Annotated in this window: 17 protein-coding genes and 1 tRNA gene; 7 read left to right on the top strand and 11 right to left on the bottom strand. The window is 64.9% G+C overall.

The genetic code is table 11. From position 1 onward, the window contains the following. Window positions 1-13 precede the first annotated feature (13 nt). Both ACT17R_RS02495 and ACT17R_RS02490 read left to right on the top strand, forming a co-directional pair. Window positions 14-1,363: a hypothetical protein gene (locus ACT17R_RS02495; protein WP_217372485.1), complete on the top strand. Its 1,350-nt coding sequence runs from the start codon at window positions 14-16 to the stop codon at window positions 1,361-1,363. Window positions 1,364-1,490: 127 nt separating this feature from the next. Beyond that, entirely contained in the window at window positions 1,491-1,634 is a 144-nt protein-coding gene (locus ACT17R_RS02490; protein ID WP_444808914.1) for a hypothetical protein, read from the top strand. Here ACT17R_RS02490 and ACT17R_RS02485 read toward each other — a convergent pair. Genes ACT17R_RS02485 through ACT17R_RS02475 form a run of 3 tightly spaced genes read right to left on the bottom strand, consistent with a single transcriptional unit; the run spans window position 1,622 to window position 3,204 of the window. Next, on the bottom strand, window positions 1,622-2,074 hold the full coding sequence (locus ACT17R_RS02485) for a LuxR C-terminal-related transcriptional regulator (protein WP_444808913.1): 453 nt from the start codon (window positions 2,072-2,074) through the stop codon (window positions 1,622-1,624). The genes ACT17R_RS02490 and ACT17R_RS02485 overlap by 13 nt on opposite strands. Before the next feature lie 42 nt (window positions 2,075-2,116). Then, on the bottom strand, window positions 2,117-2,788 hold the full coding sequence (locus tag ACT17R_RS02480; protein ID WP_444808912.1) for a DUF4386 domain-containing protein: 672 nt from the start codon (window positions 2,786-2,788) through the stop codon (window positions 2,117-2,119). Further along, window positions 2,785-3,204, bottom strand: coding sequence for a DUF6326 family protein (locus ACT17R_RS02475; protein WP_444808911.1), 420 nt, complete (start codon window positions 3,202-3,204; stop codon window positions 2,785-2,787). Before ACT17R_RS02475 ends, ACT17R_RS02480 begins: the two co-directional genes overlap by 4 nt. Window positions 3,205-3,624: 420 nt before the next feature. Here ACT17R_RS02475 and ACT17R_RS02470 point away from each other — a divergent pair, with 420 nt between their 5' ends. After that, complete coding sequence (locus tag ACT17R_RS02470; RefSeq protein ID WP_444808910.1) at window positions 3,625-4,572, top strand: helix-turn-helix domain-containing protein; 948 nt, start codon at window positions 3,625-3,627, stop codon at window positions 4,570-4,572. A gap of 81 nt (window positions 4,573-4,653) precedes the next feature. Here the strand turns inward: ACT17R_RS02470 and ACT17R_RS02465 are convergent. The 4 genes from ACT17R_RS02465 to moaA all read right to left on the bottom strand — a co-directional run bounded on the left by ACT17R_RS02465 (window position 4,654) and on the right by moaA (window position 7,122). After that, window positions 4,654-4,728: transfer RNA gene (locus tag ACT17R_RS02465), tRNA-Asn, on the bottom strand. An 87-nt stretch (window positions 4,729-4,815) separates the two neighbouring features. Continuing rightward, window positions 4,816-5,262, bottom strand: coding sequence for a surface-adhesin E family protein (locus ACT17R_RS02460; protein WP_444808909.1), 447 nt, complete (start codon window positions 5,260-5,262; stop codon window positions 4,816-4,818). 60 nt (window positions 5,263-5,322) lie between these two features. After that, the gene (locus tag ACT17R_RS02455; RefSeq protein WP_062900369.1) at window positions 5,323-6,093 is read right to left on the bottom strand and encodes an NAD kinase; all 771 of its coding nucleotides are present in this window, start codon (window positions 6,091-6,093) and stop codon (window positions 5,323-5,325) included. Between the two features lie 21 nt (window positions 6,094-6,114). Next, window positions 6,115-7,122, bottom strand: coding sequence for a GTP 3',8-cyclase MoaA (gene moaA / locus ACT17R_RS02450; protein WP_062900368.1), 1,008 nt, complete (start codon window positions 7,120-7,122; stop codon window positions 6,115-6,117). Between the two features lie 60 nt (window positions 7,123-7,182). Here moaA and ACT17R_RS02445 point away from each other — a divergent pair, with 60 nt between their 5' ends. Then, window positions 7,183-8,379: a GGDEF domain-containing phosphodiesterase gene (locus tag ACT17R_RS02445; protein ID WP_444808908.1), complete on the top strand. Its 1,197-nt coding sequence runs from the start codon at window positions 7,183-7,185 to the stop codon at window positions 8,377-8,379. A 19-nt stretch (window positions 8,380-8,398) separates the two neighbouring features. On the opposite strand, the gene mfd is transcribed toward ACT17R_RS02445, so the two are convergent. After that, the gene (mfd, locus tag ACT17R_RS02440; RefSeq protein ID WP_444808907.1) at window positions 8,399-11,893 is read right to left on the bottom strand and encodes a transcription-repair coupling factor; all 3,495 of its coding nucleotides are present in this window, start codon (window positions 11,891-11,893) and stop codon (window positions 8,399-8,401) included. Beyond that, on the bottom strand, window positions 11,890-12,150 hold the full coding sequence (locus tag ACT17R_RS02435; RefSeq protein WP_062900365.1) for a succinate dehydrogenase assembly factor 2: 261 nt from the start codon (window positions 12,148-12,150) through the stop codon (window positions 11,890-11,892). Before ACT17R_RS02435 ends, mfd begins: the two co-directional genes overlap by 4 nt. A gap of 206 nt (window positions 12,151-12,356) precedes the next feature. On the opposite strand from ACT17R_RS02435, the gene recG reads away from it, so the two are divergent. Continuing rightward, window positions 12,357-14,423 carry an ATP-dependent DNA helicase RecG gene (gene recG / locus ACT17R_RS02430; protein ID WP_444808906.1) on the top strand — a complete coding sequence of 689 codons (2,067 nt, stop codon included), beginning with the start codon at window positions 12,357-12,359 and terminating at the stop codon, window positions 14,421-14,423. A gap of 108 nt (window positions 14,424-14,531) precedes the next feature. Here the strand turns inward: recG and ACT17R_RS02425 are convergent, their stop codons facing one another. Beyond that, window positions 14,532-14,873: a PilZ domain-containing protein gene (locus ACT17R_RS02425; RefSeq protein WP_003039557.1), complete on the bottom strand. Its 342-nt coding sequence runs from the start codon at window positions 14,871-14,873 to the stop codon at window positions 14,532-14,534. Between the two features lie 76 nt (window positions 14,874-14,949). Next, on the bottom strand, window positions 14,950-16,176 hold the full coding sequence (tyrS, locus tag ACT17R_RS02420) for a tyrosine--tRNA ligase (protein ID WP_186402420.1): 1,227 nt from the start codon (window positions 16,174-16,176) through the stop codon (window positions 14,950-14,952). A gap of 55 nt (window positions 16,177-16,231) precedes the next feature. Here tyrS and ACT17R_RS02415 point away from each other — a divergent pair, with 55 nt between their 5' ends. Together ACT17R_RS02415 and ACT17R_RS02410 are read left to right on the top strand one after the other, a co-directional pair. After that, window positions 16,232-16,780, top strand: a complete 549-nt coding sequence (locus tag ACT17R_RS02415) for a DOMON-like domain-containing protein (protein WP_444808905.1) — start codon at window positions 16,232-16,234, stop codon at window positions 16,778-16,780. A gap of 2 nt (window positions 16,781-16,782) precedes the next feature. Beyond that, a complete protein-coding gene (locus tag ACT17R_RS02410) occupies window positions 16,783-17,988 on the top strand; it encodes an exo-beta-N-acetylmuramidase NamZ family protein (protein ID WP_444809386.1) in 1,206 nt (401 codons plus the stop codon). Window position 17,989: the final 1 nt, after the last annotated feature.

The following is a 17,989-nucleotide window of genomic DNA, read 5'->3' as shown; positions in this document are numbered from 1 at the left end:
CGGAGGGACGCCCATGATCCGCCCGTTGATGACGGCATCGTCGATGCTGCTGCCGCTGCTCGCGCTCGTCCAGTCGCAACCCGCGGCGACGCCAAAGGTCTGGCCGCGCGAGGTGCAGGCGCTCTATGACAGTCTGAAACAGGAATGCCGCGCCGAAGGCGGCAAATTCATTCCCGATCGCGCGCATTTCGCGGTCGAGACCGAGGTGACGGGCGACGGAAAGCCCGACTGGGTGGTGGATTACAGCAGTGCGCGATGCTCCAACGCCGGCTATTCGGCCTATTGCGGCACCGCCGGATGCATGATTGCCATCTTCGGGTCCGACCGCAACGGCTATCGCGAAATCTTCAACGATAATGTCCGGGACTGGCAGGCGGTGAAGCTCGACGGAAAGGGGCGCACCGGGCTGGGCCTTTCGGTTCACGGGACGGTGTGCGGAAGCGTCGGGGCGGATATGTGCCTGGAAGTCCTGCGGTGGGATGGACGCAAATGGGCGGTGGTTGAACGGCGCCGCGGCACCGATGCCGACCTGTCGGCGTCAACCGGTGAAGACGCCGGGCCGCCGCCCGCCCTTCACAGCGCGCGCTGGCAGGTCGCAGGAGGCGGTGCCGGCACCGTCGCCGCGGTAACGGGGCATCCCGAATTCACCGCGGTGGGGCTTCGTTGCCAACCGGGCGGCGGCGTGGCGATGACGATCGTGCCGGCCAAGGGGCTGCACCTGCCCCCGCCGGGCAAGCCCCTGCTGATCGGCTTTCGAAGCGCCGGCGAAGGCAGCGAGGCGACGCAAAGCCTGAGCCCCGAAGCCGGAAAGCCCGATTTCAGCGGCGCGCTTGATCCCGTCGCCCGCGGCCTGCTGATGGGCGCCGACAGCGACCTTTCGCTCTATGCAAGCTATGACGGCGGCGATGAATGGACCGAATTGACGGCGCTTTCGCTTGCCGGATCGACGGCGGCGATCCGAACGCTGGAGAAACAATGCCCACGCGGTGCTGTGGCCAATGCTGGGGGAGCGGCAGGTCCGGGCCAGTCGCGCATTCTGCCGCTGCCGGTCGGCTATTATGTCGATGCGCGCATCTCAACCTGCGAAAAGCCCTTCGCCGACATCGCGATTTATCTAGCCGAGGACCGGATCGTCCAGCGCGGCAACAGCTGCAAGTTCACCAGCCTGAAGATGACGAGCACAAACGCCTTTCGGCAAACCGAGAGCTGCCCCGACATCGATGGACGGCCGATGCCCGCCACACAGGATTACAGGATCACCGGACCCCAATCGTTTGAGCTTGTTGGGGTGGGCGACGCATGGACCTTTTGCTCTGCCAATCGCTTGCCCGCCAAGGCAAAATTTTACCGGGCAGCGAAATAGGCGGGCTCGACGGAGCTGCAAAAAGGCAGGCAAGCGCGACCATTTTCCGGATATCATTCGGGGCCGATCGCGCGACATAATAGAGGTCGGGTGGAAGACGATCTGGCTTCTGCTGATCGCCTTTCGGGTGTGGCTCGCGGGCAAATGGACGCATGATATCGAAGCGCTTTTCCAAAACCGCATCGGGATGCTGCTCGCCTATAACTTCATGCCGTGGCGCCAAGTCGGGGCGCGTTACGTGATCCAGCCGATGGGCCGCTACGTCGGCTGAATTAGCCGCGCGCGAAGATAGTCGCCGAGCTCCTGGCGGGAAGAAAGGCCAAGGAGCAGCAATATCCGCGACAAATGGTTGCGGACGGTAAAATGCGAAATACCGAGTTCGCGGCCGATGCCTTTGTTCGACAGGCCGCGCATGACGCCCAGGGCGATTTCGAATTGCCTTTGCGTCAGACCGTCCCGCAATCCCCTCATGTTCGACTCGACCGGCGATATCTCGGGACAGGCGCCGGCATTGGTACGATCGTCGATTTCGAGGCAGGCCGACGCCAGAGCCCGAATTTGCGCAACCGCATGACCGTCGGCTGCGACGACAATGAGCAATTTGGAATTCTCCCTGGCTCGAAGGGCGTCGCGGAGCGACGCCGCGTACGGCTTTTCGCAAGGCGTATTTCGATCGCGCCCGAATTCGCCTCGCTTGTCGGGAGCGCTCATCGGCCTTGCTCGGGCAGAACGGCTTCGCTCTGTGTTCGCATGTTACGCCTCGCGCTCGCGAATGCCGAACGCCAGCAACCACAGTGCGAGCGCCAGTTCGCCGAGCAGGGTGGGCAGGGTGAAATATTGCGGAAGCTGCGCCGCCCGGAGCGGCGCTCCGAGCCAGGCGAGGCTGTTGACGAGATTGCATGCGCCCGCCGCAGCAACGAGAAGGCCGATGGCTCTTGGCATCGCGCGTCCGTGCCAAATGAGCCAGCCAAGGAGCAGGCAATAAGCGCCGAAGAAAACAAGGCTGATCTTGTAGCCGTCGCCATGGACGCGCAGCAGCAGATACACCCAATCGGCGAGCGAGGATGACGGCTGCCCCAAATCCGGGAGCCGCAAAATCATCGCCGACAGCAGCGTATCGCATGCGAGCATCGCGATGCCGATCAGGCTGAAAGAAGCGGCTATGGCCGAGACCCGCGGCGCTCCCTTGCGGAAGATGCCATGCAGGAGAATGGTGACGCCGATATAGCAACCCAGCATCGCGAGATCGGCGATCATCCCGAGCCGGAATGTCGATCTCGAGGCGAAAATGGCCTGAGCGGTTGCGGCGGGGTCGCCGCGCACGATCAAGGCGCCGCGGGCGACGGCTTCTGCGTAAACGCCAAAGCCTATCGTTCCCAGATACAGGAATCCGGCGAGGCGGGCATGCGAAGCGTCCGCGCTCATTCCGGGCCTCCTTCGGTGGTAGTCCACGTCCAGGCGGCAATGACGATCGCGGCGGTGAGCGCCATCTCGATGATCGCCAGAGTGATGTAGAATGCCGCGGCACCCGGCAGCGTCATCGCCATGATAGCGGTATACAAAAGGCCGAATACGATATTGCTCCAGCGGCAAATTGCTGCCGGGAGATAGAGCGTCGCCGCGATCAGCAGCGCGGGGATCGCCATCATCAGCGAAACGGCAACCAGCGTTCCAGGGGTTGCGGGTCCAAGCGGCCCGATGTTTCCCTGCGCCATCGATGCCAGCTTGTTATCGGTATAGAGGCCGAAATAGTCGCCATAGACATAGCAGAACATTGTTGCTGTCCAGAGCGTCGACAGTTTGAGGCGGGTAGGGACCGGTATGTCCGTGAGACTCTTCATCGCATGACCTTGTTAAGTCCAAAATATGGGCGGCCACGGATCGTCGGGTCGTTGCAAAGAGGCGGGCCGGTCGGCCATCTCTCCTTCGTCCCCGTTTCCGCTCGGGCCACCCGCCGGATCGGTCATTTTGGCGCCGCTAGTCTTGCCGGTTTGGAATTCGGCGATGTTTTTTTGCGTCGATTGCCTCACATTGCCGATGAAATTTCGGCCATCGGATCCGCCGCACGGGCCAGCGGGCCGCCGAATATGCTTGCCGATCGCCCCCCGCGGTTTACTTGTTGCAGGGTGCGATTGCCGATGGGGGGCATGCGAGGCCAACCGATCCGGTGAGCGTCGTGGTTTCTGTCCGGAGTCTTTAAGGGTTCTGCGTTGATGGCGTCGATTTTGCAGCCTGGCATTCGTTCGCAGCGACCGGACCCGATGAGGATCGACCTTTCGCTTCTCTACGGCGCGGCCTTTTGTTGTGCGTCGCTCGCATTCTGCCTCAAGTCCGTGCTGGCATCGCGGCTGGGTATGGCCGTCGACGCGGTTGCGATCCTGGGTAATGCGACATGCGGATGGTCGTGGCTGGCAACCCGATCGCTTTTCCGGTGCGAATCTCCGTCGCGAAGCGACTGGTGGCCGGTCGCCGCGGTGCTGATGGTGATGATCGCGTCCGCTGTGACATCGCTGGTGCCGGCAGACGGCATGCCTCTCAGGATCCTGGATAATCTTGCCAGATTGGGGAGTTCCGCCATGCTGCTTATGGCGGTGGCCGAACCGTTGCTCGATCTGCGCGCGCAAAGCGACAAATCCGAACGGCGCTTCCGCATCCTGTATTCAGGCATCTACGCAGCCATATTGGCGGTGGCGGTCCTGGCCGTCGACGGGGCGCCCGACGGGTCGGCCGCATCCCAACTCAGCATTCCGGTCAAGGTCGTTTGCGCGATCGCGGCGGTATTCGGCTATGGGTTGGCCCTCGGCCATCGGAAACGGCATCCGCTCGTCGATCCGAAGGCGCGCGCTTCGCGGAAACCCGTTGCGTCGGACCCCCGGCTTGAAGCGCAGTTGATCACGCTCATGCGCGAGAACAGCCTTTACGCCGAGGCCGATCTGCGCGTTGCCGACCTGGCACGGGTTACCGGTGAGCCCGAATATAAGGTGACCCAGTGCATTACCGGTGCGCTTGGCTACCCCAATTTCAATCAGATGGTGAACGGCTACCGCATCGAAGAGGCAAAGCGCCGCCTGGTCGATCCGGCGCTCGCCCACTTGCCGATCCTGACGATTGCGCTGGATTGCGGATTTGGTTCGATCGGCCCGTTCAACCGAGCCTTCAAGGCCGACACCGGCATGACGCCGCAGGAATTTCGTCGGCAGTCCCGATAGGCGTCGCCTCTGGAGGCGCGATACTGGACGAACATCGGCTTGTCGTCCGGTTCGGCGTTCCGCTTCAGCGATTTAAGTGAATGGCTCCCCGGGTAGGATTCGAACCTACGACCGATCGATTAACAGTCGATTGCTCTACCGCTGAGCTACCGAGGAGCAGCCCGCCGAGGCGGGCAAGGCGGCCCCTTTGCCGCCATGCGGATCATTTTGCAAGGGGGTTGTACGGCAATTTTTACGGATCGTTCAGAAGCCCGACCGAAATTTTTCGCGCACCCAGCTTTCGGGCGCCGGGAGGATGGGCGAGAAATAGTCCGAGCGGCCGCAGACCGTATCGATCAGCTGCCGTAGCACCGATCCCGACTGCGCGGTGGTCGAGTCCGACGGCCCCGCTTCGGTATCCAGATATTTGCCGGCGACGTAAAAGCTGCTGTCGCGCATGAATGACGTGTTCGAACCACAGTCGGCCTGCCGCGTGGTCATCGTGCGGTCGAAATCGCGCGTATCGGTCGTGCTTTCGTAGAGCGTCTGCTGGCGAAAGGTGACGGTGGTGCCCGACCGCTGCACCGAATCGATATCGACAAGATAGACAAGCTGTGGCGCGTTGCTGGAATAGGCGGCAAGCCGCCACGATTCGGCGAAGGCCGGCTGCGACGCGAGCAATGGCAAAAGAGCAAGCATGGTCAGACGCATGAAATTCCCCCATTCATGTGAAAGGGCGATGCTAGCCGCGCCCGGCGGCCGCGCAAGCGGTCAAACGATGAATTGTTCCATCGCGATACGTTCGTCGAGCCCCTGATCGGGATCGAAGAGCAGCGTGAGCGGCCGGCTGCGATCGGTGGTGACGAGCACGGTCTTCACGTCGCGGATTTCGCGTTGGTCGGCGACCGCACTGACGGGCCGCTTGGCGGCTTCGCGGACGTTGAAACGGATGCGCGTCGATTCGGGAACCAGCGCGCCGCGCCAGCGTCGCGGGCGGAACGGGCTGATCGGGGTCAGTGCGAGCATTTCGGATTCGAGCGGCAGGATGGGGCCGTTCGCCGACAGATTATAGGCGGTCGAACCCGCCGGGGTCGCGACGAGCACGCCGTCGCAGGCAAGTTCCTCGAGCATCTGCTTTTCGTTGATCAGCACCTCAAGCTTCGCGGCCTGCCGCGTTTCGCGCAGCAGCGAAATTTCGTTGATCGCCGGCAGGATGTGCCGTTCGCCGCTGATCGTGGTGATATCGCCCTGCAGCGGGTGGATCAGGAAGGGGCGGGCGCTCGCGATACGGTCGATCAGCCCTTCGACGCGAAATTCGTTCATCAGGAAGCCGATGGTGCCGCGGTTCATCCCGAACACGGGCAGACTGCGCCGCTGATCGAGAAGCTGGTGCAGCATGTGCAGCAGGAAGCCGTCGCCGCCGAGCACGATGAGCATGTCGGCTTCGCCAAGATCGACGAAATCGTAAAGCGGGCGAAGCTCGGCCTCCGCCTCCATCGCCGCGGGCGCATTCGACGCGACGAGCGCGATCTTGCGTTGCATCTGGTCCCCCTGGGGCGTGATCTAACCGCCCGTTGCACTCATATGACGCGCGACCGCCGGTGTGGACTTTCGTTCGATCTGAAAGTCATGCGCGCGGGGTTTGCCAGCCAATGCGGCATCAATCAAGCCATCGACATCGCTCCCTTCACGCAGCGCGGCGCGCAGGTCGACATGGTCGTCCTGGCCGAGGCACATATAGATGCGCCCCTCGACCGTCAGGCGGATGCGGTTGCAACTGGTGCAGAAATTATCGCTGAGCGGGGTGATCAGGCCGAGCGTGACCGGGCTGTCCTCGATCCCGAAATAGCGCGCCGGGCCGCCGGTGTGGCGATCGACCGGAAAGATGGCGCGATCGGCGCGCAGCGGCGCGATGAAATGGTGGAGCGGAATATAATGATCGCTGCGCTCATCGGCGACCTCGCCCAGCGGCATGGTCTCGATGAGGGTCAGATCGCAGCCCTCGTTGGCGCACCAGTCGAGCATCGGCAGAAGCTGGTCTTCGTTGAGCCCTGCCAGCGCGACCATGTTGATCTTCACCGCCAACCCGGCGGCCCGGGCTGCGGCGATGCCGCGCAGCGCCGTAGCGAGTTCGCCGACGCGCGTAATGTGGCGAAAGGCGTCGGGGTCGAGCGTGTCGAGACTGACGTTGACGCGGCGAATCCCCGCTTCGACAAGCATCGAAGCATGGTCGGCCAGCCGCATGCCGTTGGTAGTCAGCGTCAGTTCGTCGAGCCCGCGGCCGATGAGCGCGCCCAGTTGCGCCGCGAGCAGATCGATCCCGCGCCGTACGAGCGGTTCGCCGCCGGTGAGGCGGATACGGCGGACGCCGCGCGCAACAAAGCGTTCGGCAAGTACGCCCATTTCTTCTATACTGAGGACCGCGGATCGAGGCAGAAACTGCATCTCCTCAGCCATACAATACCGACATCTGAGGTCGCAGCGATCGGTAACGGACAGGCGCAAATAGCTGATGCGCCGACCGTGACCGTCGGTGAGTGGAGCGACAGGCGGGGCGGAATTTGCGGCCATCGCCTGAATGATGGTGCAAAAGGGAAGAGATTGGCAAGCAAAGCCTGCTAGGGGGCGCCAATGAATCGCACAGTTGACACGAACGCACAAAGCGTTCGGCACCTTGAAAATCTCCACGGTCGGCACGGCGCCGACGCGGGCGTCATTCTGGTCCAGGTCGACCAGCTCGCCCGAATCAACCATAGCGCCGGTACCGAGACCGGAAACGCGCTGCTCGACGAAGTCGCGCGCCGGCTCGAAACCTTTGCCGCTGACGAATTCGGTCATGGCTCGTTCGTCGGCCGGCTCGAGGGGCCGCGCTTCCTGATCGTGCCTGCGGTGCCCTTATCGCTCGGAGCGCTGCGCGCGCAGGAGCGGGCTTTGCACGTCGCGCTGGCCGAACCGATGGTCGGCGATCCGAATGGCCGGCTTGCGATTCGCATCGTTACGGCGCTGATCACGCGCGACGAGCCCGTCGAGGAGCAGCTTCGCGCCGCTGCCGACCAGCTCGCACGTCCCGCATCGGCGCGCGACGGTGTGATGGTCAAGTCGGCGCTCGCCAATGACGAGGTCGCAATCTTCTATCAGCCGCAATATGAGGTCGCGACGGGAGCGATGATCGGGGTCGAGGCGCTGCTGCGCTGGCAACATCCCGAACTCGGCCTGCTCGGCGCCGGACCGCTGGTTACCGCAGCGCGCGCGGCGCGCATGGAACGCGAGCTTACCGAACATGCGCATCGCGTCGCGCTGGCCGAGATCGCCGGCTGGCCGCGGGCGCTCGGCAAGCTTCGCGTGTCGCTCAACATCACCGCCGCCGACCTCGGCGATCCCGATTTCGCCGACCGTTTCGCGGCGATGGTGAAGGCCACTGGTGTCAATCCCGACCGCCTGACGCTCGAACTCACCGAACAGGCTATGCTCAGCGATCCGGCCAGCGCAGCGGCACAGCTTGCCCAAATCCGGGCGCTTGGCTGCGCAATCGCGATCGACGATTTCGGAACGGGCTATTCCAGCCTGTCGCTGCTCGCCAGGCTGCCGATCGACTATCTGAAGATCGACAATGGTTTCACGCGCACGATCGACGGCAGCGACCGCGACCGCATCGTGGTGCGCGCGATCGTGGACCTTGCGCGTGCGCTTGGATTGCTCGTCGTCGCCGAAGGGGTCGAGAACGAACGCCAACTCGAGCGGCTGCGCGAACTGGGCGTTGCGACCTGGCAGGGCTTTCTGAAGTCGGGGCCGGTGCCGGGAAGCGAACTGCCGGGGCTGATGGAATAAGTCCGCAATAGCGGCCGTTCTAGCTCGCCCGCCGTGCGAGTTTCCCCAAACCTTTCGACAGTTGCAGTGCGCCGTTGAGCCGCGCGCCCGCGCTGATCCAGTCGCCGCTCACCGACAGCTTGTTGTCGGGGCGGATGCGCGCGCGACCCTTCAGCCGCTCGACATAGGCGATCAGACCGGGGACATTGGCGAACTGGTCGCCGTGGAAGCTGACGAGGGCGCCCTTGGTGCCGACGTCGAGCTTGGCGATGCCAGCCGCCCTCGCGTTCGCCTTGATCTCCATGAGCTGGATGAGGTTCGCGGTTTCGGGCGGCAGCGGGCCGAAGCGGTCGATCATCTCGGCCGCGAAACCGTCGAGCCCGGTACGGTCCTCGGCCTCGTTGAGGCGGCGATAGAGCGCCATGCGTAGCGGCAGGTCAGGTACGTAATCTTCAGGGATAAGGATCGGCGCATCGACGGTGATAACGGGCGACAAGGCCTCGCGCGGCGGTGCGACGCCGGCACCTTCGGCCTTGGCGACGAGGATCGCCTCTTCGAGCATCGATTGATAGAGTTCGAATCCGACCTCGCGAATATGTCCCGACTGTTCGTCGCCGACGAGATTGCCGGCGCCGCGAATGTCGAGGTCGTGACTGGCAAGCTGGAAGCCGGCCCCCAAGGTGTCGAGATCGCCGAGCAGCTTGAGCCGCTTTTCGGCGGTGTCGGTGATCGCGCCGCCCTCGGGCGTCGTGAGGTACGCGTAGGCGCGCGTTTTTGACCGGCCGACGCGGCCGCGGAGCTGGTAAAGCTGGGCCAGGCCGAAACGGTCGGCGCGGTGCACGATCAAGGTGTTGGCGCTCGGAATGTCGAGGCCGCTTTCGACGATCGTGGTCGATACGAGCACGTCATATTTGCGATCGTAGAAGGCGCTCATGCGCTCTTCGACTTCGCCGGGCGCCATCTGGCCGTGCGCGACGACATATTTGATTTCGGGGACGCGGGTGCGCAGGAACTCCTCGATGTCGGGCAGATCCTTGATGCGCGGGGTGACGAAGAAGCTTTGGCCGCCACGGTCATGCTCGCGCAGCAGCGCTTCGCGGATCACCACCGGATCCCACGGCGCGACATAGGTGCGCACCGCCAGACGGTCGACCGGGGGCGTCTGGATGACGCTGAGTTCGCGCAGCCCCGACATCGCCATCTGCAAGGTGCGCGGGATCGGCGTCGCCGTCAGCGTCAGCACATGGACGTCGGCCTTGAGCTGCTTCAGCCGTTCCTTGTGGACGACGCCGAAACGCTGCTCCTCGTCGACGATGACGAGGCCGAGATTACGGAATTCCACCGATTTCGCGATCACCGCGTGGGTGCCTACGACGATATCGATTTGCCCGCTGGCGAGGCCGTCGCGCGTTTTCTGCGCTTCGCCCGCGGGCACGAGACGCGACAGGCGGCCGATGTTGACCGGGAAGCCTTTGAAACGCTCGACGAAGTTCGTGTAATGCTGGCGCGCGAGTAAGGTCGTCGGCACGACCACCGCGACCTGCACCCCCGCCATCGCCGCGACGAAGGCGGCGCGGAGCGCAACCTCGGTCTTGCCGAAACCGACGTCGCCGCAGACGAGCCGGTCCATCGGGCGGCCCGACGCCATATCCTCCAGCACGTCGCCGATCGCGCGGTCCTGATCGTCGGTTTCCTGGTAGGGGAAACGGTCGGCGAAAGCGGGATAAGCGGCGTCCTGCGCCAGCACTTCGCCGGGGCGGAGCGCGCGCTGCGCCGCGGTCGCGAGCAGTTCGCCAGCGATTTCGCGGATGCGCTCTTTCATCCGCGCCTTGCGGCGCTGCCATGCCTCGCCGCCGAGCTTGTCGAGCGCAACCCCGTCGCTCTCGCCGCCGTAGCGCGAGAGGACGTCCAGATTTTCAACGGGGACGTAGAGCTTGTCGCCGCCCGCATAAGTGAGCGCGACGCAATCGTGCGGGCTTTTCCCGACCGGGATCGACGTCAGCCCTTCGTAGCGGCCGATGCCATGATCGAGGTGGACGACGAGATCGCCGACGCTGAGCGTCGCGAGTTCGGCGAGGAAGGCGTCGGCGCTTTTGCGGCGCTTTTGACGACGTACCAGCCTTTCGCCGAGAATATCCTGCTCGGTGAGCAGGCTGATCGCGTCGCTCGCGAAGCCGTGGTCGAGCGGAAGAACGACCATTGCGGTCGCGCCGCCGGCATCGGCCGAAGCGGTGCCGAGTGCTTCCTGCCAGCCGTCGGCGGAGGCAAGCGCGCTGACGCCATGGTCCCTGAGCAGCCCCGACAAGCGGTCGCGCGCGCCCGCCGAATAGCTGGCGATAATCGTCCGGCGGCCCTTGCGGCGTTCGTCCGACAGATGGTCGGCGACCTTGTCATAGACGTTGAGGTCGGCCGCGCGCTCGGGCGTGAAATCGCGGGCGGCAAAGCTTTCGAGATCGATGACGTTCGGCGCGGGCGGGACATCGAAGGGGGAGACGACATGCACCGGCCGGTCGCGCTCGGCAGCCGCCCACTCGCTCGAGGTCAGGTAAAGCGTGTCGGGGGCGAGCGGGCGATAGCTGCCCGCCTGCTCGCGCTCGGCCGCAACGCGGTTTGCATGATAGTCGGTGATCGCATCGAAGCGCGTCTCCGCCGTCGCGTCGGTGCGGTGGCCGCGCAGCACCGGGGTTGCGGGGTCGATATGGTCGAACAGTGTCGCCAGCCGTTCCTCGAACAGCGGCAGCCAATGGTCCATCCCCGCCTGCCGCCGGCCCTCGCTGACCGCCTGATAGAGCGGATCGCCGGTTGCCTGCGCGCCGAACATCTCGCGGTAGCTCGACCGGAAGCGCTTGATCGTGTCCTGATCGAGCAGCGTTTCGGCCGCAGGAAGCAGTTGCAGCGACTTGGCGGGGCCAAGACTGCGCTGGTCGGCGGGATCGAAGCGGCGAATACTCTCGATCTCGTCGCCAAAGAAGTCGACGCGCAGCCCCGCGTCCTCGCCGGCGGGGAAAAGGTCGACGAGGCTGCCGCGCACCGCGAATTCGCCCTGATCGGCGACGGTATCGACGCGGTTGAACCCGTTGGCGACGAGCAGTTCGGCAAGCGCGTCGCGATCGATCCGCTGCCCCGGTGCGAGCGTGGTCGCGAGCTGGCGGATGCGGAAGGGCGTGAGGGTGCGCTGGGTGATCGCGGCGACGGTGGTCAGGATCAGTTCGCCGCGCTTCGGCGGCGCCTGCAGCGCCGACAGCGTGGCGAGCCGGTCGGCGCTGACGCGCATCGACGGCCCGGCGCGGTCATAGGGCAGACAGTCCCAGGCGGGAAAGCGATGGATGACAAGGTCGGGCGCAAAGAAAGGCGCGGCATCGGCGACCGCCTGCATCGCGGTATCGTCGGTCGCGACATAGACGAGCCGCTTGTCGCTGGCGCGCGCCAGATCGGCGAGCAGCAGCGGCAGGAAGCCGTCCGCGGTGCGCGCGAGCGTCAGCGGTGCCGACGCCGACGTGATGGCGGCGAAAATGTCGGCGGAGGGACGGGTCATGGCAGCGGAATATAGTCCAGCCGGCGCATCGCGGCGATCATTGCCGGTCGGTCGAGATGCGCGGGCGGGTGCCCGGTGCCGAGCGCCCACGCCATGATGTCGACGTCATCTTCTTCGACGACGGCTTCGAACCACGCGATTTCGTCTTCGCCCCACGCCGCCGCATAGCGATCGAAGAAGCCGCCGATCATATAGTCGGCCTCGCGCGTGCCGCGGTGCCAGGCACGGAATTTCAGGCGTTTGAGGCGGTCTTGCATGGCGGGCCTTTTAATCGCGCAAGCGATGAAGTGAAAACGGACATCGCCCCCACTCACCGTTCGCCCTGAGCTTGTCGAAGGGCTGTTCTCTCTTTCCGCCGCTGGAAATAAGGACGGTGCTTCGACAAGCTCAGCACAAACGGAAGAGAGGTTGGGTTTCCTTCGCTCGACACGAACGGAAAGACGAGGCTAGACACGCCCTAGCCATGCGACCCGAAATCCTCAACCCGCTCTTTGCCGCGCTGACCGACCTCAAGGGTGTCGGTCCGCAGCTTGCCAAGCCGCTGACGCGGCTGGGGCTCGAGCGCGTTGTCGATGTGCTGTTCCATCTGCCGACCGGCCTGATTTCGCGCGTGCCCGTCGACCGGCTCGATCAGGCGCAGGCGGGACAGACGATCATCGTCGATCTGACCGCGCAGGATTACCGCCCCGGCCGATCGCCGCGGGCGCCCTTCGGCGTCGAGGCGTTCGACGCGTCGGGCGACCATGTGCGGCTGGTCTATTTCGGGCGAACGTCGGGTCTGGCGCGCAAACTGTTCCCCCTGGGGGAGAAGCGCCGGGTGTCGGGGCGGCTCGATCTTTATGGCGATATGCGCCAGATCGTGCACCCCGACCATGTCGCCGAACCGGGGGACGAAGCCGGGATTGCGGAACATGAACCCGTCTATCCGCTGACCGAAGGGCTGACCAATGCGCGGCTGTCGCAGCTGGCGGCGGTGGCGCTCGAGCGGCGACCCGAACTTGCCGAATGGATCGACGCGCCGCTGCTGGCGAGCCGCAACTGGCCAGCGTGGCGCGATGCGATGGAACGCGCCCACGCCAGCCCGCGCGACGAAGCGGCGCGCGACCGGCTCGCCTACGACGAAATATTCGCCAGTCAGGTCGCGCTGATGCTGATCCGGCAGGGATTGCGCAATCGGCGGGGGAGGGCGGTGCGCGGCGACGGGCGATTGGTCGATGCGCTAAGGCTGCCGTTTGGCCTGACCGGCGCGCAGGAGCGCGTCGGGCGCGAGATCGCCGGCGACATGGCGCAGGACACGCCGATGCTGCGCATGCTGCAGGGCGATGTCGGATCGGGCAAGACGCTTGTCGCGCTGCGCGCGATGCTGGCGGCGGTAGAAGCGGGAACGCAGGCGGCGCTGCTCGCGCCGACCGAGATTCTGGCCCGCCAGCATTATGCGACCTTGCAATCAATGCTCGCCGGGCTGCCCGTCAATCTCGCCATCCTGACCGGCCGCGACAAGGGACGGGCGCGCGAATCGACGCTGATGGGGCTTGCCGACGGCAGCATCGACATATTGGTCGGAACGCATGCGATCTTTCAGGACGCGGTAAACTACCGTGATCTGTCGCTCGTCGTGGTCGACGAACAGCATCGTTTCGGCGTGGCCCAGCGACTGATGCTGACGAACAAGGCGGCGCGTCCGCCGCATCTGCTGGTCATGACCGCCACGCCGATCCCCCGCACGCTGCTGCTCGCCAACCATGGCGAGATGGACGTGTCGCGGCTCGACGAAATGCCGCCCGGGCGGACGCCCGTCGATACGCGCGTCGTGTCGGTCGACCGGCTCGACGAAGTGATCGACGGCCTGGCCCGGCATCTGGCGAGCGGTGCGCAGGCCTATTGGGTGTGCCCGCTGGTGGCCGAGAGCGAGGCGAGCGAACTGGCGGCGGCCGAAGATCGCGCCGCGCTGCTCCGCGCCCGGTTCGGCGAGGCGCGCGTCGGGCTGGTCCATGGCCGCATGAAAGGGCCGGACAAGGATGACGTCATGGCACGGTTCGAGGCGGGCGAGATCGGCGTTCTCGTTGCGACGACGGTGATCGAGGTCGGGGTCAATGTCCCCGCCGCCAGCCTGATGATCGTCGAGCATGCGGACCGCTTCGGGCTGGCCCAGCTCCACCAGCTCCGCGGCCGCGTCGGACGCGGAACGGCGAAATCGGTGTGCCTGCTGCTGCGATCGCAGACTCTGTCCGAAACGGCGCGCGAGCGGCTCGCGTTGATGCGCGACACGAACGATGGCTTCGTGATCGCCGAAAAGGATCTGGAGCTGCGCGGCGGCGGCGAATTGCTCGGGCTCAAGCAGTCGGGCGACGCCGATTATCGTTTGGCGACGCCCGAACAGCTCGTTCGCCTCTTGCCGGTGGCGCATGACGATGCGCGGCTGTTCGTCGAACGCGACGGCGGAATGGAAGGCGCGCGCGGCGAAGCGGTGCGGCTTTGCCTGTATCTGTTCGAGCGCGATGCGGCGGTGCCGCTGCTGCGGAGTGGGTGAGCAAGCGTCGCCCCCGCGCAGGCGGGGGCCGCTGGCAGTTTACGCAACGACGGAGAGACAGGTCTCCAACGGCCCCCGCCTGCGCGGGGGCGCCGCGATCGGGAAGCGCTAGTTTACGTCGCCGCGGGCGCCCATGGCGCGGATCATCGGCAGATAATCTTCGGCGGTGATCGATTTTTCGAACTGCACACCGGTCTTGCCGCCGAGCGACCAGACGACCTTTGCCGCCGTGCGGCCGATGATGGGCATGCGGAACACGACCAGATCGCCTGGCTCCAGCCCGCGTTCGTAGCGCATCAGCAAGCCGTCGGCGCTGATGTTGACGCAGGTGCACATTTCCTGCCGCCCGTCGGGCAGCACGAAGGGCAGGCGACAGTAAACGTCGCTGCGCGGAGCAATTCGCTGGTCGAGCCCGACATAGTGGGCTTTGCTCGTGTCAATCTTACGCATACGTCCCGGACCTTTGTGGTTTGCCGGAGAAGATCATCGCGATTGCTGAAGAATCCGTAAACGCTTTTTTGCGGATTCAGCGCGTGACGAGCCCGTGCTTCTTTGTCCCCAGGCTGACCGGCACGTCGTTTTCGCCGGGCACGACCAGATAATGCGGGTCGCGGATCACCGTGCCGTCGACCTTCACCGCCCCCTCGTCGAGCTTGCGGCGCGCCTCCTTGTTCGACGCCGCAAAACCCATTTCGCGCAGCGCGTTCAGGATGCCGATCCCTTCGGCCGGGGCCGAAACGCGCGGCAGGTCGCCGCCGATGTGGCCCTTTTCAAAGGTTTGCGTCGCGGTTTCCGCCGCAGCCTTCGCCGCATCGGCGCCGCGGCACAGCGCGGTCGCTTCGTTGGCGAGAATCTTTTTCGCTTCGTTGATCTCGGCGCCTTCGAGCGCTTCGAGCCGCGCGATCTCGGCAAGCGGAAGGTCGGTGAACAGCTTCAGGAAGCGGCCGACGTCACGGTCGTCGCAGTTGCGCCAATATTGCCAATAGTCAAAATGGGACAGTTGATCTGCATTTAACCAGACGGCGCCGGCGGCGGTTTTGCCCATTTTGGCCCCCGCGGCGGTGGTCAGCAGCGGAGTCGTCAGCCCGAAGAGTTCGGCGCCGTCCATGCGGCGACCGAGTTCCATGCCGTTGACGATATTGCCCCACTGGTCCGATCCGCCCATCTGGAGCCGCACGTCCATCGCCTTCGACAGATGGCGGAAGTCGTACCCCTGAAGGATCATGTAGTTGAATTCGAGGAAGGTCATCGGCTGTTCGCGTTCGAGGCGCAGCTTGACCGAATCGAAGGTCAGCATGCGATTGATCGTGAAATGCGTCCCGACTTCCTGAAGCAGCTCGATATAACCGAGCTTGCCCAGCCAGTCCTGATTGTCGACCATCACCGCGTCGGTCGGGCCGTCGCCGAAGATCAGAAAGGGTTCGAAGATCGTGCGGATCGACGCGATGTTCGCGGCGATCGTTTCGTCCGACAGCATCTTGCGGCTCTCGTCGCGCCCCGTGGGATCGCCGATCCGCGTCGTCCCGCCGCCCATCAGCACGACCGGCTTGTGCCCCGTCTGCTGCAGGCGGCGCAGCATCATGATCTGGACGAGACTTCCGACATGCAGGCTGGGCGCCGTCGCGTCGAAGCCGATATATCCCGGGACGACCTGTTTGGCGGCAAGCGCATCGAGCCCTTCCGCGTCGGTCATCTGATGGATATAGCCTCGCTCGTCGAGCAGGCGCAGCAGGTCGGATTTATAGTTCGTCATGGCGGCCTCATTGAAAGCGGGGGGCGCTTAGCATGGGGTTTGCGATTTGGATAGCATGCGCACAAAGCTGATCTGCCACCCCGGGACGCCCGCGAAAGCGGTGCGCGCGGTGTGGGCGGAGGTGGCGCTGTCGTTCGAAGACGGTTTTTCGCTACGCTTCGGGGTCGAGGGCGATATCGGCGCCTTGGTGCTGCCGCCCTGCGAAGGACAGCTCGTCATCGCCGACACGGCGACCGACGGGCTATGGCAGAGCAGCTGCTTCGAGGCGTTTCTGACCGAAGAGGGGCAGCCCGACTATACCGAGTTCAACTATGCGCCCGATGGCCGCTGGGCCTGCTACCAGTTCGACGATTATCGCTCGCTCTTGAAAAGCGACGATCTGGCGCCGTGGGACATGACGTGCGAGCGCGGCGCCGCGCTCTATATCCTGCGCATCGAACCGGGCATCTATCCCGATCGCGGCAGCAAGCTCGCGCTGTCGGCGGTGATCGAGGAACTGGACGGCACCAAAAGCTATTGGGCACTGCGGCACCCGCCCGGCAAGCCCGACTTCCATCATCCCGATTGCTTTCAACTGACGCTTGGGGCACCCGGGGCAGCATGACCGTGACATTTGGCATCGACCGTCTGCTCGCCGATCCGGCGCTTCGCAAACCGCTCGAGGGGCAACGCGTCGCGCTGCTCGCGCATCCCGCGTCGGTGACGGCCGACCTGACGCACAGCATCGACGCGCTGGTCGCGGCGGGGGTGAATGTCACCGCGGTGTTCGGGCCGCAACATGGTGTGCGCGGCGACCTGCAGGACAATATGATGGAGTCGCCCGACTTCACCGATCCGGCCTACGGCATGCCGGTGTTCAGCCTCTACGGCGAAGTGCGGCGGCCGACCGGGCAGGCGATGCACACGTTCGACGTGATGCTCGTCGATCTTCAGGATCTGGGTTGCCGCATCTACACCTATGTCACCACCTTGCTCTACATCCTCGAGGCCGCGGCGGCGCACGGCAAGGCGGTGTGGGTGCTCGACCGGCCCAATCCCGCGGGGCGCCCGGTCGAAGGCATGCTCCTGCGCGCCGGATGGGAAAGCTTCGTCGGTGCGGGGCCGATGGCGATGCGCCACGGGTTGACGCTGGGCGAAATGGGGCACTGGTTCCTTCGCCACTTCGGCGTCGACGTCGACTATCGTGTCATCGCGATGGAGGGGTGGCAGCCCGATGGTCCGGGTTTCGGCTGGCCCGCTGACCGCGCTTGGATCAATCCCAGTCCCAATGCGCCGAACGTCAACATGGCGCGCGCCTATGCCGGGACGGTGATGGTCGAGGGCGCGACGCTCAGCGAGGGGCGGGGGACGACGCGCCCGCTCGAACTCTTCGGCGCGCCCGACATCGATGCGCGGGCGGTGATCGCCGAGATGCACCGGCTCGCCCCCGAATGGCTGACGGGCTGCAAACTGCGCGACATCTGGTTCGAGCCGACCTTTCACAAGCATAAGGGACAGCTCAACAGCGGCATCCATATCCACGCTGACGGCCCGTGGTACGACCATGCGACGTTCCGCCCGTGGCGCGTGCAGGCGCTGGGCTTCAAGGCGATCCGCGCGCTCTATCCCGATTATCCGATCTGGCGCGGCAAGGATTTCAAATATGAATATACCGACGATGTGCTTGCGATCGACGTGATCAACGGCGGGTCCGACTTGCGCCTGTGGGTCGATGATGCGGCGGCAGCGCCGGGCGACCTCGACGCGCTGGCGCTGCCCGACGAGGCGGCGTGGCGTGAAGAGATTGCGGATTTGCTGATTTACCAGGGATAAG

The organism is Sphingopyxis sp. Q841, assembly GCF_052384365.1.
Taxonomy (GTDB): domain Bacteria; phylum Pseudomonadota; class Alphaproteobacteria; order Sphingomonadales; family Sphingomonadaceae; genus Sphingopyxis; species Sphingopyxis terrae_A.
The sequence above is the reverse complement of the archived record's forward strand: the minus strand, read 5'-3'. Positions and strand labels throughout refer to the sequence as shown.

Excerpts from the sequence above, each read along its gene's own strand:
- ACT17R_RS02495 (WP_217372485.1), top strand. The coding sequence starts at position 14 with ATGATCCGCCCGTTGATGACGGCATCGTCGATGCTGCTGCCGCTGCTC.
- ACT17R_RS02485 (WP_444808913.1), bottom strand. The coding sequence starts at position 2,074 with ATGAGCGCTCCCGACAAGCGAGGCGAATTCGGGCGCGATCGAAATACG.
- ACT17R_RS02480 (WP_444808912.1), bottom strand. The coding sequence starts at position 2,788 with ATGAGCGCGGACGCTTCGCATGCCCGCCTCGCCGGATTCCTGTATCTG.
- ACT17R_RS02475 (WP_444808911.1), bottom strand. The coding sequence starts at position 3,204 with ATGAAGAGTCTCACGGACATACCGGTCCCTACCCGCCTCAAACTGTCG.
- ACT17R_RS02470 (WP_444808910.1), top strand. The coding sequence starts at position 3,625 with ATGAGGATCGACCTTTCGCTTCTCTACGGCGCGGCCTTTTGTTGTGCG.
- ACT17R_RS02460 (WP_444808909.1), bottom strand. The coding sequence starts at position 5,262 with ATGCGTCTGACCATGCTTGCTCTTTTGCCATTGCTCGCGTCGCAGCCG.
- ACT17R_RS02455 (WP_062900369.1), bottom strand. The coding sequence starts at position 6,093 with ATGCAACGCAAGATCGCGCTCGTCGCGTCGAATGCGCCCGCGGCGATG.
- moaA (WP_062900368.1), bottom strand. The coding sequence starts at position 7,122 with ATGGCCGCAAATTCCGCCCCGCCTGTCGCTCCACTCACCGACGGTCAC.
- ACT17R_RS02445 (WP_444808908.1), top strand. The coding sequence starts at position 7,183 with ATGAATCGCACAGTTGACACGAACGCACAAAGCGTTCGGCACCTTGAA.
- mfd (WP_444808907.1), bottom strand. The coding sequence starts at position 11,893 with ATGACCCGTCCCTCCGCCGACATTTTCGCCGCCATCACGTCGGCGTCG.
- ACT17R_RS02435 (WP_062900365.1), bottom strand. The coding sequence starts at position 12,150 with ATGCAAGACCGCCTCAAACGCCTGAAATTCCGTGCCTGGCACCGCGGC.
- recG (WP_444808906.1), top strand. The coding sequence starts at position 12,357 with ATGCGACCCGAAATCCTCAACCCGCTCTTTGCCGCGCTGACCGACCTC.
- ACT17R_RS02425 (WP_003039557.1), bottom strand. The coding sequence starts at position 14,873 with ATGCGTAAGATTGACACGAGCAAAGCCCACTATGTCGGGCTCGACCAG.
- tyrS (WP_186402420.1), bottom strand. The coding sequence starts at position 16,176 with ATGACGAACTATAAATCCGACCTGCTGCGCCTGCTCGACGAGCGAGGC.
- ACT17R_RS02415 (WP_444808905.1), top strand. The coding sequence starts at position 16,232 with ATGCGCACAAAGCTGATCTGCCACCCCGGGACGCCCGCGAAAGCGGTG.